10 protein-coding genes and 2 pseudogenes are annotated in these 14,219 nt (G+C 69.7%); 9 read left to right on the top strand and 3 right to left on the bottom strand.

The features are described 5' to 3' along the window. Window positions 1-6: 6 nt before the first annotated feature. Both OG390_RS43390 and OG390_RS43385 read right to left on the bottom strand, forming a co-directional pair. Entirely contained in the window at window positions 7-1,344 is a 1,338-nt protein-coding gene (locus tag OG390_RS43390; protein ID WP_406175665.1) for a 6-phospho-beta-glucosidase, read from the bottom strand. Window positions 1,345-1,396: 52 nt separating this feature from the next. Beyond that, window positions 1,397-2,146: a DeoR/GlpR family DNA-binding transcription regulator gene (locus OG390_RS43385; RefSeq protein WP_406178218.1), complete on the bottom strand. Its 750-nt coding sequence runs from the start codon at window positions 2,144-2,146 to the stop codon at window positions 1,397-1,399. A 126-nt stretch (window positions 2,147-2,272) separates the two neighbouring features. On the opposite strand from OG390_RS43385, the gene OG390_RS43380 reads away from it, so the two are divergent. The 8 genes and pseudogenes from OG390_RS43380 to OG390_RS43345 form a co-directional block, all read left to right on the top strand. Continuing rightward, a complete protein-coding gene (locus OG390_RS43380) occupies window positions 2,273-3,319 on the top strand; it encodes a carbohydrate kinase family protein (protein WP_406175664.1) in 1,047 nt (348 codons plus the stop codon). A gap of 72 nt (window positions 3,320-3,391) precedes the next feature. Beyond that, on the top strand, window positions 3,392-4,675 hold the full coding sequence (locus tag OG390_RS43375) for an ABC transporter substrate-binding protein (RefSeq protein ID WP_406175662.1): 1,284 nt from the start codon (window positions 3,392-3,394) through the stop codon (window positions 4,673-4,675). Next, on the top strand, window positions 4,675-5,637 hold the full coding sequence (locus OG390_RS43370; protein ID WP_406175660.1) for a carbohydrate ABC transporter permease: 963 nt from the start codon (window positions 4,675-4,677) through the stop codon (window positions 5,635-5,637). The genes OG390_RS43375 and OG390_RS43370 overlap by 1 nt, the downstream gene beginning before the upstream one ends. Window positions 5,638-5,649: 12 nt before the next feature. Beyond that, on the top strand, window positions 5,650-6,486 hold the full coding sequence (locus tag OG390_RS43365; RefSeq protein ID WP_406175658.1) for a carbohydrate ABC transporter permease: 837 nt from the start codon (window positions 5,650-5,652) through the stop codon (window positions 6,484-6,486). Beyond that, window positions 6,486-9,503 carry a glycoside hydrolase family 2 TIM barrel-domain containing protein gene (locus OG390_RS43360; RefSeq protein ID WP_406175656.1) on the top strand — a complete coding sequence of 1,006 codons (3,018 nt, stop codon included), beginning with the start codon at window positions 6,486-6,488 and terminating at the stop codon, window positions 9,501-9,503. Before OG390_RS43365 ends, OG390_RS43360 begins: the two co-directional genes overlap by 1 nt. Before the next feature lie 70 nt (window positions 9,504-9,573). Continuing rightward, window positions 9,574-10,179 (top strand): LamG-like jellyroll fold domain-containing protein, encoded by a 606-nt coding sequence (locus tag OG390_RS43355; RefSeq protein ID WP_406175654.1) that lies wholly within the window; start codon window positions 9,574-9,576, stop codon window positions 10,177-10,179. Window positions 10,180-10,207: 28 nt separating this feature from the next. Further along, window positions 10,208-11,875: a histidinol-phosphatase gene (locus tag OG390_RS43350; RefSeq protein WP_406175652.1), complete on the top strand. Its 1,668-nt coding sequence runs from the start codon at window positions 10,208-10,210 to the stop codon at window positions 11,873-11,875. Continuing rightward, a pseudogene (locus tag OG390_RS43345) lies at window positions 11,859-12,437 on the top strand (hypothetical protein); the annotation flags it as partial. The gene OG390_RS43350 and the pseudogene OG390_RS43345, both read left to right, overlap by 17 nt. A gap of 116 nt (window positions 12,438-12,553) precedes the next feature. On the opposite strand, the gene OG390_RS43340 reads toward OG390_RS43345, so the two are convergent. Further along, window positions 12,554-13,711, bottom strand: coding sequence for an RNA-guided endonuclease InsQ/TnpB family protein (locus OG390_RS43340; RefSeq protein WP_406175650.1), 1,158 nt, complete (start codon window positions 13,709-13,711; stop codon window positions 12,554-12,556). Window positions 13,712-13,929: 218 nt separating this feature from the next. Here OG390_RS43340 and OG390_RS43335 point away from each other — a divergent pair. Then, a pseudogene (locus OG390_RS43335) lies at window positions 13,930-14,217 on the top strand (hypothetical protein); the annotation flags it as partial. Window positions 14,218-14,219: the final 2 nt, after the last annotated feature.

Here is a 14,219-nt window from a genome sequence, read left to right as displayed (position 1 = left end):
AAGCGCTTACTCAAGGTACGTCAGGCCAGGGTGGACCGAGGTGTATCCATCGACGAGTCTGCGTGCCACGTTCACGGAGTCCACGAGCGGATGCAGGGCGAAGGCCTTCACCGCGGTCGTGCGCGAGCCCGACTCGGCCGCGGACAGCACTTCGCGCTCCACCGCCTTGACCGCGCACACCAGCCCGGTCGCGTGGTCCGGCAGCGGGTCCACCGCGACGGGATGCGCGCCGTTGGCGTCGACGAGGCACGGCACCTCGATGACGGCCTCCGTGTCGAGGACGGAGAGGGTGCCGCGATTGCGGACGTTGAGGATGAGGGTGGTGCGCTCGTCACGGGCGATGGCCCGCATCAGGGCGAGGGCGACCTTCTCGTAACCGCCGGAGAGGTCGTCCGCGTCGCGTTCGCCCGCGCCGGCCGCCTCCCGGTTCTCGGACATGTACGTGGCCTCGCGCTCGGCGCGGGTCCGGTCCCAGGCGGTCAGCGCGGCGGCGTCCGGGCGCTTCATCTCGTCGTAGAACCGGGCCTGCTGGTCGCGCAGGAACGCGCCGCGGGTCTTCTCCGCCTCCTGGTAGGCGCGCACGGCTTCGCGGTTGAAGTAGTAGTAGTGCAGGTATTCGTTCGGGACCGCACCCAGGGCCTGGAGCCACTCGGGGCCGAAGAGCTTGCCCTCCTCGAAGGAGCCGAGCAGCTCCGGGTCCGCGAGCAGCCGCGGGAGTTCGTCGCGACCCGCGACACGCAGCCCGCGCACCCAGCCGAGGTGATTGAGGCCGACGTAGTCGATCCAGGCCTCGCGCGGACTGGCGCCGAGGACCTTGGCGATACGGCGGCCGAGGCCGACCGGCGAGTCGCAGATGCCGATCACACGGTCGCCGAGGTGGCGGGACATGGCCTCGGTGACCAGACCCGCGGGGTTGGTGAAGTTGATGACCCAGGCCTCGGGGGCGAGGCGGGCCACCCGCTGTGCGATGTCGACGGCGACGGGCACCGTGCGCAGCCCGTACGCGATACCGCCCGCGCCGACCGTCTCCTGCCCGAGGACACCCTGGTCCAGGGCGACCCGCTCGTCCGCCGCGCGCCCCTCGAGACCGCCGACCCGAATCGCGGAGAAGACGAAGTCGGCGCCGCGCAGGGCCTCGTCGAGGTCGGTGGTGACGGTCACCTCGGGCGCGCCGGGCACGCCGGCCGCCTGCTCGGCGAGGACGCGGGCCACGGCGGAGAGCCGTCCGGCGTCCAGGTCGTGCAGCACGACCTGGGTGACGCGACCCTCGGCGCGGTCCCCGAGGAGCGCCCCGTACACGAGCGGGACGCGGAATCCGCCGCCGCCCAAAATGGTCAGCCTCACGCAATTACCACCTTTGCAGTTCGTGCATTGACGCAGGACGCGCAGCCAGGGCTCACGCCACGACCACTTGTACGCCCGCTTCCTCCAAGGAGGACCGCGTCGCCGCGTCCACCGGCGCGTTCGTCACCACCACGTCCAGATCCTCGGGGCCGCAGACCTTCGCCATCCCCGTCCCCGGGAACTTGGCCCGGTCGGCGAGCAGCACCACCCGCTCCCCGGCCTTGATCATGGCGCGTTTGACCGGCACCTCGACGACGGTCGTGTCCATCACCTGCCCGCCCGGCCGGACCCCGCTGGTGCCGAGGAAGAGCCAGTCCGCGTGCAATTGGCGCAGGTTGTCCTCGGTGAGGAAGCCGACCAGGGAGCGGTACTCGCGGCGGACCATCCCGCCGAGCAGCACCAGCTCTATGTCCTCGTCGTCCACGAGTTCCTCGTAGACCACCAGGTTGCTGGTGATCACGGTGATCCTGCGGCCGTGCAGCTGCCGGGCCAGCCGGTACGCGGTGGTGCCGATGTCCAGGAGCACGGACTGACCGTCCTCGATGAGGGAAGCGGCCTTCGCGGCTATGGCGTCCTTCTCGGGCACCCGCACCTCGGCGACCTCGGCGAAGGGCTGGTCGCCCTCGTCCACGACCGCGCCGCCGTGCACCCGCGTCAGCAGACCCTCCTCCTCCAACTTCAACAGGTCACGGCGGACCGTGGCCGGGCTCACGCCCAGCTGTTCGGAGAGATCGGTCACGGCCGCGGGACCGCCGGAACGCAGGGCCCGCAGGATGAGTTGATGTCGTCGCTCTGCCAGCACACCATGAACAGTACTCGTCATTCCCAATCATTTCTATGCTCAGTTCTGCTCGACTCTTGCCAAATCCCCGGGAGGCGCGCACGATCCTGTGCACCGCTTGCAGACTTTTGACGAGAGGATGCGCCCGTGGGCGACGAAGGGCCCGATGTCCTGCTGACCGGGCTGCTCTTCTACGACCTCGTCCTCACCGGACTGGGCAAGCCGCCGACGCCAGGTGAGGAGATCTGGACCGAGGGCATGGGCGTGAGCCCCGGCGGCATCGCCAACCTGGCGGTGGCGGCCTCCCGTTTCGGCCTGCGCACCTCCCTGGCCACGGTCTTCGGCGACGACCGCTACGGCGCGTACTGCCGTGAAGTCCTCGCCGACCAGGAGGGCGTCGACCTCGCGCTCTCCCGCACCGCGGACGGCTGGCACACCCCGGTCACCGTCTCGCTCGCTCTCCCCCGAGCGCTCGGCCCCGCTCGAGCAGGGGGAACCCCCTTCCACGACCGTGCCCTGGTCACCCACGGCCAGGAACCCGCGTACTCGCAGGATGTGCTGATGGGCGACCCGCCCGAGGCGCGCACCGCGCTGGTGCACATCGAGGCCGAGCCGCGCGCCTGGCTCGCCAAGGCGGCCGCGAACGGCACGCAGATCTACGCCGACGTCGGCTGGGACCCCACCCAGCAGTGGTCCACCGACCTCCTCGACCAGCTCTCCCTGTGCCATGCCTTCCTCCCCAACGAGGCCGAGGCGATGGCGTACACGCGTACCGACAGTGCGGTGGCGGCGCTCGGCACCCTCTCCGAACTGGTGCCGGTTGCCGTCGTCACGCGAGGCGGCGACGGCGCGGTGGCCGTGGACCAGACGACCGGCGAGTACGCCGACGTACCCGCACTGGACATCGATGTCCTGGACCCGACGGGCGCCGGGGACGTCTTCGGCGCGAGCTTCGTCGCGGCCTCGCTCGGCGGCTGGCCACTCGAGGAACGCCTGCGCTTCGCGGTGCTGGCCGCCGGCCTGTCCGTGCGGCGGCACGGCGGTGCGCTCGCCGCGCCCGGCTGGTACGGCGTGCACCGCTGGTGGCACTCCCTCAGCGACCCCGAACTACGGCGTGCGTACGGCTTCCTGGCCGACCGGATCCCGGCCGCCCCGGGCCCGCCCGTCCAGTACGCGCCCGTCACCCCCCGCTGAACCCCCCGATCGGTACCTCTCGCTTTCGCAGAACGTCGAAGAACGTCAAAGAACCGAAAGGCGGTGGGAGCTGTGCGGCCCTCACGAAGAAGCCTGCTGCGCGCGGGCCTGGCCGGTACGGCCGCCACGGCGCTCGGCGGCCTGGCGACCGGCTGTGCCGTTCCGACCGGTTCCACCGGCCGGAACATGGTCATGTGGTATTGGAGCGGCGGGCTGAGCCCGAAGGTCGTCCAGGACGCCAAGACCCGCTACGACAGCTCGGTGAACCTGCAGGCCATCCAGATCGGCGGGTACTACCGCTCGAAGCTGATGACCACCATGACCGGACGCGCCCACATCCCGGACATCGCCGGACTCAAGGGCGAGGACATGGCCTCGTACCTGCCGAACTCCGACCAGTTCGTGGACCTGCGCACGCTCGGCGCCGACAAGCTGAAGGACCAGTACCTGCCCTGGAAGTGGAACGAGGGCATCGCCGAGGACGGCTCGATGGTGGGCTTCCCGATCGACTGCGGTCCGGTCGCGCACTACTACCAGCCGGCCGTCTTCGAGAAGGCCGGGCTGCCCTACGAGCCGACCGACGTGTCCAAGGAGCTGGACACCTGGGAGAAGTTCCTCGCGGCCGGTGAGCAGCTCAAGCGCATCCCGGGCACGTTCATCCTCACCGACGCCCTCAGCATCTACGGCATCTCGATCAACCAGACGACCAAGCGGTTCGTCGACAAGGACCGGCACTTCATCGGCGACCAGGAGCATGTGCGCACCGCCTGGGACCGCGCGGTCGAGGCCACCCGCCGCGGCCTGGTCTCGAAGATCGTCAACGGCACGCCGGACAACATATCGGCCACCGAGCGAGGCCTGCTGCCCAGCCAGCTGAACGCCTCCTGGGCGGCCGGCGACATCAAGCTCAACACGCCGAAGACCAAGGGCAAGTGGCGGGTGGCGGCCTGTCCGGGCGGGCCGTCGAACATCGGCGGTTCGTTCCTTGCCATCACCACTGCGTGCCGGGAGCCGGAGCAGGCCTTCGAGATGATCACCTGGATGCTCGACGCGGACAACCAGGCCCAGGGCTTCGTCGACTCGGTGCTCTTCCCCTCGACCCCGGCGTCGTACGGCCTGAAGAAGCTCCGCGAACCCGACGCGTTCTTCGGCAACCAGATCACCATGGACGTCTTCGGACCGGCGGCGGAGAAGATCCCGGTCGCCTACAACAGCCCGTACGACATCGCGCTCAAGACCCCGATCGACGACGAGCTGCGGAACTTCTCCGTCCTCGGCAAGGACGAGAAGCAGGCCTGGAAGGACGCCATGAGCAAGTGCCGGCGCATCGCGGACCACCTGGGGGTGAGTTACTGATGGCTACCGCACCCGTGGTCGAGACACCGCCGGCGGTCGTGACCAGTGCCCCCGTCGTCCATCACAAGAAGGGCATCCTGAGCTACTGGCGGCTGTACGCCGCGATCTCCCCCTTCTATCTCCTGTTCCTCGCCTTCGGCCTGATCCCGGTCGGCTTCTCGCTCTACCTGTCCTTCCATCGCTGGGACGGGCTCGGCTCGATGGAGTTCGCGGGCCTGTCGCAGTACCGCTATCTGCTGGGGGACAGCCAGTTCTGGACGGCGATCGGCAACACGATCATCATCTGGGCTCTTGCCACCTTCCCCATGATCTTCCTGGCGATGGTCACGGCCGTGCTGCTGAACTCTGCGGTCCGCTTCAAGAACGTCTACCGCTTCGCGTTCTTCCTGCCGAACGTCACCTCGATCGTGGCCGTCGCGATCATCTTCGGCTCGGTCTTCTCCACCAACTTCGGCCTGATGAACGCCGTGTTGCAGGCGCTCGGCCTGGACCAGGTGGCGTGGCTGAACAGTCCCTGGGGCATCAAGGTCGCCATCGCGACGCTGATGACCTGGCAGTGGACCGGCTACAACGCGATCATCTTCCTCGCCGGGCTCCAGACCATCCCGAGCGAGCTGTACGAGGCGGCGCGGATGGACGGCGCCGGGCCCGTGCAGACCTTCTTCCGCATCACGCTGCCGCTGCTGCGTCCGGTGCTGCTCTTCGTGCTGGTCATCTCCACCGTCACCGGACTGCAGAGCTTCTCCGAACCGCAAGTGCTGCTGCAGACCACGGACAACAACTCGTCGTTCGCGGGCGGTCCGGGGCACGCGGGCCAGACGATGGTCCTCTACTTCTTCCAGCAGACCTTCGACAACAACGACTTCGGATACGGCGCCGCCGTCGCCTGGGGCATCTTCCTGGTCGTCATCCTCTTCTCGATCATCAACTGGCGGCTGGTGCAGCGCCGGGGCGAAGACTAGGAGACCGCCACCATGGCATCCATCAAGGGTTCGCGGCAGCGGGGCACAGCCCTCCACCTGGTCCTGATCGTCGGCCTGCTGCTCTCGGTCTTCCCGTTCTACTGGGCCGTGATCATGTCGACGCACTCGTCGACCGAGATCTTCTCCTACCCGCCGAAGCTGCTGCCCGGCTCGCACTTCCTGGAGAACCTCCGCCACCTCTTCGACAACGTCGACTTCTTCGGGTCGATGTTCAACTCCCTGCTCGTGGCCGGCTCGGTCACGGTCCTGGTCCTCTTCTTCGACTCCCTCGCGGCCTTCGTCTTCGCCAAGTTCCAGTTCCCCGGGCGCCGGGTGCTCTTTGCGCTGATGATGGCGATCTTCATGGTGCCGGCGCAGCTCCAGGCCATCCCGCAGTTCGTGATCATGGCGAAGCTGGGCTGGATCGGTTCGATGACCGCACTGGTCGTCCCGGCGGCGGCCAACGCGTTCGGCATCTTCTGGATGCGCCAGTACATGAAGAGCGCCATCCACGACGAACTCCTCGACGCCTCCAAGCTCGACGGCGCCGGATTCCTGCGCCAGTACTGGCACGTGGCGCTCCCGGTCGTCCGGCCCGGCCTCGCCTTCCTCGGCATCTTCACCTTCATGGGCCAGTGGAACGACTACGCCTGGCCGCTGATCGCCCTCACCAACCCGGACAACGTGACCCTCCAGGTAGCCCTGTCCCAGCTCAACGGCGTCCACGGCACCACCGACTACGGGATGGTCATGACGGGCGCGCTGCTGGCCCTCGTCCCGCTGCTGATCGTCTTCGCGATCGGCGCCAAGCAGATCATCGGCGACCTCGGCAAGGGGGCCATCCGCTGATGACCGATCCGTCGATCCGCGGACCATTGCCCGCCGATCCCCTGATCGCCCTGCGCCCCTGGGAGGCACCTGAGGTGACCTCCTGGGGGCGGTTGCCGATGAACGCCGTGGACCGACGGCCGGGCGCGCTGTCGCTGGACGGTGACTGGCGGTTCCAGCTGCTGCCGGCGCCCGACGGCTCGCTCGCTGACTGGGCCCGGATCGAGGTCCCCGGCGCCTGGACCATGCAGGGCACCGACGACCTCCCCCAGTACACCAACTTCCGGATGCCGTGGGGCGAGTTCCCGCCCGCGTCGCCCGCCGCCAACCCGACGGGCGTGTACGAGCGTGACGTGGACGTCCCCGCCGAGTGGGCCGGTCGCCGGATCGTGCTCCAGGTCGGAGCCGCCGAGAGTGTTCTGCTGGTCCATGTCGACGGGCGACCGGTCGGCATCTCCAAGGACTCCCACCTCGCGGCGGAGTTCGATCTCTCGGAGGTCGCCCGTCCCGGGCGGCGCACCACCGTACGACTCACCGTCGTGAAGTGGTCCGACGCCTCGCACATCGAGGACCAGGACCAGTGGTGGCACGGCGGGATCACCCGCTCGGTCCTGCTGTACGCCACCGATCCGCTGTATCTGGCCGACGTGACGGTGCGGACGCGGCTCGACGGGGAGTTGCGGGTGGACTGTCAGGTGCGGAGCAGTTCCGGCGCGCTGCCCGAGCGCTGGCACGTCAGCGGGGAGCTGGACGGTCAACTCCTCGCACAGGACGCGGAGTTCGACCGTTTCAACACCGCGGACGGCCGGGTCTCCGACTTCCTCGGCGAGGCACGCCTCGCCACGGCCGTCCGCGACGTCCGCCCGTGGACTGCGGAGACGCCCGCGCTCTACGGCCTGACCGTACGGCTGCACCGCGCCGACGGTTCGGTCGCCGACACCTCGTACCACCGCGTCGGCTTCCGCGAGGTGGAGATCCGCGGCCGGGACCTGCTCGTCAACGGCCGGCGGATCTACATCCGGGGCATCAACCGGCACGACTTCGATCCGCTGACGGGACGGACGGTGTCGTACGAGGACATGCGCGCGGACCTGGAGCTGCTGAAGCGCTTCGGGTTCAACGCGATCCGCACGGCCCACTACCCGAACGACCCGACCCTCCTCGACCTCGCCGACGAGCTCGGCTTCTACGTCGTGGACGAGGCGAACATCGAGGCGCACGACCACGCGCACGAGATCGCCGAGGACCCGCGCTACACCAGTGCCTTCGTGGACCGCGTCGCGCGGATGGCGCTCCGCGACAAGAACCATCCTTCCGTCGTCATCTGGTCCCTCGGCAACGAGTCCGACTACGGCGCCAATCACGACGCCGCCGCGGGCTGGCTGCGCCGCCACGACCCGACCAGGCCGCTGCAGTACGAGGGTGCGGCCAAGCTCGACTGGGCCGACACGAGCGTCGCGTCCGACATCGCCTGCCCCATGTACGCACCCATCGAGGACTGTGTCGCCCACGCCCTCTCCGGGACGCAGACCAAGCCGCTCATCCAGTGCGAGTACTCGCACGCCATGGGCAACAGCAACGGCACGCTCGCCGACCACTGGGCCGCCATCGAGTCAACCCCGGGGCTTCAGGGCGGCTTCATCTGGGAGTTCTGGGACCACGGCATTCTCCAACGCGTGAACGACGGAAGACCGGCCGGGCGCGGTGGCGCCGGGCTGTATGACAACGGTGTCGCGGCGCCGGGCCACCGCTGGGCGTACGGCGGCGACTTCGGCGAGGCGATCCACGACGGCGCGTTCATCGCCGACGGGGTCGTCTTCCCCGACCGGACCCCGAAGCCGGTGATGTACGAGCACCGGGAGATCGCGGCGCCGGTCATGCTGACGAACTTCGAGCACGAGGGGCCTGCCATCGCCAACCGCCAGCACTTCCGGGGGCTGGAATGGCTGGCCGCCGAGTGGGAGCTGTCGCTCGCGGACGGCGGCACGCTGACGGCTCCGGCCGAGCTGCCCGACGTGGGCCCCGGCGAGTCGGCCACGGTTCCGCTGCCCTTCGCGCTGCCCGACGACGCCGGCGAGGCGTGGCTGACGCTGCGCGTGACGACGGCGGACGACGAGCCATGGGCGCCGCGCGGCACAGTGGTGTGCCTGCCACAGGTGCGACTGTGGGCCGCGTCCGACAGCGGGGACGACTTCGAGGACGAGGACGTCTCGCAGGACGTCCCCGCGGCGGGCGAGCCCGTCGACATCGACGAGGACGGACTCCTCGTTCACCCGCTGCTCACCGCCGCGCCCGTGCTCTCGCTGTGGCGGACCCCCACCGACAACGACGAGCTGGGCGGCGCCGCGGTGCGCCGGCGCGCCTGGGGACTCGACACGCTCGTCCGCGAGGTCGTCGCCGTCCACCGTGACGGCGAGCGAAGCGAGATGGCGGTCCCCGGGGCCGAAGGCCGAGGGAGCGTCACCGTGCTCGCCGAGTACGACACCCGGGCAGGCATTGTGCGCCATGAGCAGGTGTTCACGCGCGTCGAGGGTGGTGTGCTCGTCGAGGAATCGGCCGAGCTGCCGGACGGCCTCGACGACGTGGCGCGGGTGGGCTCGGTCTTCGAGACCGTCGCCGGGCTCGATGTCCTGGAGTGGTACGGGCCGGGTCCCTGGGAGTCGTATCCGGACCGCTGCGCCGGCGCGCCCGTCGGCCACCACTGCCTGCCCGTGGACGAGCTGTTCACTCCCTATCTGCGTCCGCAGGAGAGCGGTGGGCGGCACGGCGTACGACAGTTCACGCTGTCGGCGCCCGACGCCACCGGTCTCTCGGTCGCACTGGACGAACCGCGCCAGGTGTCCGTGACCCGGTACCGCGCCGAGGACCTGGCCGCCGCCACCCACCACGACGAACTGGTGCCGCGGCCCGGCTGCGTCGTGCACATCGACGCCGCGCACCGGGGCCTGGGCACCGCCTCGTGCGGGCCCGACACCTCGCCCGAGTACCTCATCGACACCGGTACGCACCGCTGGTCCTGGACGCTGCGCGTGCTCTGACCTCGCTCGCATCCACCTCTCGACGCCTCCTCGCGCACCCACCTCTTCGACGCCCCTTGATGGAGCAGACGTGTGTACTTCGCATGCCCGGACGCAGGCCGATCAGACCGCCGCCCAAGCCGGCCAGGCCGATGCGGGAAGACGTAATTTCCTGCGGGCCACGGCGCTGATCGGCGCGGCGGCCACGACCGTCGCACTGCCCGCGGCCGCCCGGGCGGCAGCCCGTGAGGCGAGCCGGCGGCCCGACCCCGAGAGCCGCCGCTTCACTCTCGCCGTCATGCCCGACACCCAGTACCTCTTCGACGGCCCGAGCATCAACCCCGCGCCGATCGAGGCGTCGCTCCGCTACCTCCTGGAGCACGGCAAGGACGAGAACATCGTCTTCCTCTCACATCTGGGCGACCTCACGGAGAACGGCGGGGACGAGACGGTCCGGGAGCAGTGGTGGCACGTCGCCGTAGTCAACGACGGCTCCCACACCACGATGTACGTCCAGGGCTGCCCGGTCGCCCGCAATCCGCACGCCTCCGCCGTCGGACTCACCTCCCTCGGTCTGCCGTGGCTGCTCGGCGGCTACGAGTACGCGGGGAAGATCGACCAGATTCTGCACGGCCGGCTCGGCGACGTCCGGATCGTCGAGCGCGCCCTTCCCGTCACGTCGTTCATGAACCACTGATCCCAAGACCCGAGGGACTCACACGATCATGACCGAGCAGCAACTGCCCGCCTGGGCCGATCCGTCCGTCTCCCCCGCCGCGCTGGACCCGCAGGGCATGTCGCGGCGCGGGCTGCTGCGCCGCGCGGGCCTGTTCGGGGCGGCCTTCGCGGTGGGTTCGCTCGCGACTCCCGCGGCCGCCTCCGCCGGACGCTACGGCGGCAACGATCCGCGCCTCGCCTACCTCGTGGGCGACCACCACATCCACTCCGTCTACAGCCACGACGCGAAGTACACGTTCTCCCAACTCGCCCGGTCCGGGGCCCAGTACGGGCTCGACTGGATGGTCTTCAACGAGCACTCCAACTTCGGGCACGCCGACTACGGCGCGAAGCTGGAACACCAGGAGATCCTCAAGGCGCGCGCCCAGAACCCGCGCCAGCTGATCTTCCAGGGCCTGGAGTGGTACATCCCGGCCGCCGAGCACGCCACCGTCTTCGCCGCTCCCGGGCCGCACGAGGTGGACCTGCTCACCCAGTTCGAACTCGCCTACGACGGCAAGCTGCTGGGCTACACGGCGGGCTCCCCGACCCACCCGGACACGGCGCGCAACGAGGCGCACGCGGTCAAGGCCATCGAGTGGCTGGCCGCACAGCGCCGCACCGGATACGTCGACGACGTCCTCGTTCTCGCCAACCACCCGCTGCGCCTGGGCATCGACTCCCCGCACGAGATGCGCAATTGGCGCGACGCGGCCCCCGAGATCATGATCGGCATGGAGGGCGCGCCCGGAGCCCAGGGCGGCGGCATCCCCGGCTGGGTCGGCTCCGGCCGGCAGCGCGGCGAGTACGTCAACAAGCCGTCCGAGAACTCCTTCGCCGGGTACCCGGAGGACGCGTACGTCCTGTACGGCGGCTTCGACTGGATGACGGCGACCGTCGGCGGCATGTGGGACGCGATGCTCGCCGAGGGGCGGCTCTTCACGATCACCACCAACTCCGATGTGCACCGCGTCGTCTTCGACACCTGGACGAACGGCGACTGGGCGCCCGGGCAGAACTTCGACAACACCGGGCACATCCCCGACCCGGTGAACACCGACACGCAGCAGCCGGGCGGCGACTTCTGGCCCGGCCAGTTCAGCCGCACACATGTGGGCGTGACCCGCTACGGCTACCGCGCGGTGATGGCGGGCCTGCGCGCGGGCCGGGTCTGGCTGGACCACGGCCATCTGCTCGACGGGCTGGACGTCCGGCTGAAGCGGGACTGCGACCACGGCCCCGGGGTGACCATGGGCGGCCGGCTGCGCGTCCGCAAGGGCGAGAAGCTCACGCTGAGCGTCACCGTGACGACCGCCTCGCGCCCCAACCCCCAGGGGATCCTCCCCGAGTTGGCGCACGTCGACGTGATCCGCGGCACGGTGCGCGGCCCGGTGGCCGACCGCGACGACTGGCGGGCGCCCGACACCAGGGTCGTCCACACGCGGGACATGAGCGGCCGGAAGGGGACCTACACCCTGCGCATCCCGCTGGTCGCCGGCGACGAGTCCTTCTACGTCCGGCTGCGCGGCAGCGACGGCAACCGCAATGGTGCCGGGTATCTCGGCGCCTCGATCGACCCGCACGGCCCGATTCCGCATGTGCCCGGCGACGGTGACCCGTGGGTCGATACGTGGTTCTATGCCAACCCGGTCTTCGTCGATGTGGCAGGTGTTTGATGAGCGTCAGTTCCTTGCTCTGGCCGCCCTGTTAGGCGCCCTACGGTCGGCGTGAGTACGTCGTCCGCCGTGGCCGCTGAGCCCCACTGGCCCCAGACCGGCACGGCGTACGTCGACTCGCTGAGCGGCGGTCAGGGGCTGGCGAGCCGCGCGGACGGCTCACTGCTGTACCGTGGGCTCGCCTCCATCCCCCTCGACCTGCGGATCAAGGGCTGGAACCACGTGGGCGACCCGGACATCGCGGGGGGTATGTGTTCGACGCCTATCAGGGACTGGACACCGCGACCTCGAAGATGTTCGCCGTCACCACACCCGCCGGGAGCGCTACGAGTACGTCCACCAGCTCGACCCGCGCGAGAAGCTGAACAACTCCTTCGCCACCGTGTCGCCCGATGGGCATTGGCTGGTGTCGGGCGAGTGGGGCGACCAGAACCGGCTCCAGGTCTTCCACGCTCCCCTGCTCAATCCGTCGACCCCGCGTACCGGCGGCGCCCTGCCGGAGGTCTGGCAGATCACCCTCGACAAGCCGGTCGGCGACCTCCAGGGCTGCGACTTCGTCACCTTCTCGGCCGTGGAACGGCCGAGCTTGTACAACTCGGTCGTTCACGCCTTGTCGCGCTCCCGACTGCCCCCTACGACGGGACGGTCACGGGTCGCATCTCCCCACGTCCGGCCTGTTCAGGCCGGTGCGGGGACGGGTGCGGTGACAAACACCCACGCCGAGCGTGCACGATCGCGCACGTTGACCCCGGCGACGTGGTCGGCGGGCCCAGCGAGGCCGCACCAGCGACAGGCGAAACGGTCCCGGTCGGGCCGGTTGGCCCGACCGGTATGCCCGCAGCGTGGGCAGCGCTGCGAGGTGTAAGCCGGATCCACCTCCAGGAACGGCACCCCGGCCCGGCGGGCCTTGTAGGCGAGGTGCTGTCCGAGCTGGTGGAACGGCCACGAGGAGAACATGCCCCGCTGGTCGCGGCGAAGCCGTACCCGCTCGCAGATCCCGTCCAGTTGCTCGACGGCAATCCCGCGACCGGTGCGTTGCGCGACGGACACGATCTCCTTGCTGATGGCGTGGTTCAGATGGGTGGCATGGCGCTGCTCTCTCCTCGTGCGGCGGGCCAGGCGGCGGTTGGCCGAGCGGGTCTGCCTGGCCTGGAGTTCGGCGCGTTTGCGGGCCTGCCAGCGCCGGTAGCGGTTCAGGCCGCGGCCCTGGTAGTTGGTGCCGTCGCTGGTGGTGGCGAGGTTGACGATGCCGCGGTCCACACCGATCCAGTCCACCGGCTCGAACACCTCCGGATCGGGAAGGTCGCAGGTGGCGATCAGGAACCACTTCCCGCCACGCCGGACCAGGTCGGACTCACCCCTGCGGTACCCGGCCAGCGTCTTGAGCTGGTCCGGCGAGCCGGTGTAGCGGATGCCCCGCATCCGCCCGTCCACCGTCCAGATGGACACCGTGCGCGCATCCGTCTGCCAGGACAGACACCGGTCGTCGAACGGCTGCGCCGCCTCCGGCCGGAAGCCGACCGGCGAACCGACCGCCTTGCGGTACCGCTTCGACGACGGACCACCCAGCCGCCCGGCTTTCAGGCTCGCCGCGAGCGCACCGTAGGCGTCCACGACCTTCTTCACCACCCGCACCGCCGGCTGCGCCGACAGCCCGAACGCGGCCTTGACGTCCGCGTAGACCAGCTTCTGCAGCCCGTTGCGGTCCCTCACGCCCGTCTCGAAGGCAAGCCGGGAGACGTAGTTGGCGGCCCGGTTGCAGGCACGCAGGGTCGCCTCCAACGCCGCCGCCTGCTCCGGCGACGGCAACAGCTTCAACTGCACCACCAGCTTCACGGCCCCAAACCTAGACAGCACATCGCACACACGGGCGGACTTCACACACAGTCACCCATCCTCGCGACCATCCCGCACACACGTGCGCATTTCCCGGCTCCGCCGGACAGCGATACGGGCACTCCGTGCCGGACCTCGACGCGGTGACGCTCCGCGTCACAGGCCGGTGATGCGATTCCTCCCCGGCATGAACGCCGGGGCATCTTCGCAAGAATCAGGTGAACTCCACGCGGCTGCTGTGCGCCTCGGACGACGGCTCACGCACGCTCTTCCCCGAGGACCGCCCGCTGCTCCAGGTCGACCTGGACCGGAACCTGGACGGTCAGCCGGTCACGGGTCATGTCACCAGCCTCTTCGCGCTGCCGCAGCGCAGCCTGTGCACGAGAGGGACGTACGAGACGGAGGGCGTGGACTACGACGCCGTACACGGCACGCTCCGGGCCGAGGTGGTCTCGCCCGGAGCGTGCGCGGTGGCGACCACCGTGTACGCGTACCGCCAGGGCTAGAG

It is taken from the genome of Streptomyces sp. NBC_00996, assembly GCF_045162675.1.
GTDB lineage: Bacteria > Actinomycetota > Actinomycetes > Streptomycetales > Streptomycetaceae > Streptomyces.
Note: the sequence above shows the minus strand (reverse complement) of the source record. Positions and strands in the feature narration are given on the sequence as shown.

Coding starts and splice junctions, on each gene's coding strand:
- OG390_RS43370 (WP_406175660.1), top strand. CDS start 4,675: ATGGCTACCGCACCCGTGGTCGAGACACCGCCGGCGGTCGTGACCAGT.
- OG390_RS43350 (WP_406175652.1), top strand. CDS start 10,208: ATGACCGAGCAGCAACTGCCCGCCTGGGCCGATCCGTCCGTCTCCCCC.
- OG390_RS43360 (WP_406175656.1), top strand. CDS start 6,486: ATGACCGATCCGTCGATCCGCGGACCATTGCCCGCCGATCCCCTGATC.
- OG390_RS43365 (WP_406175658.1), top strand. CDS start 5,650: ATGGCATCCATCAAGGGTTCGCGGCAGCGGGGCACAGCCCTCCACCTG.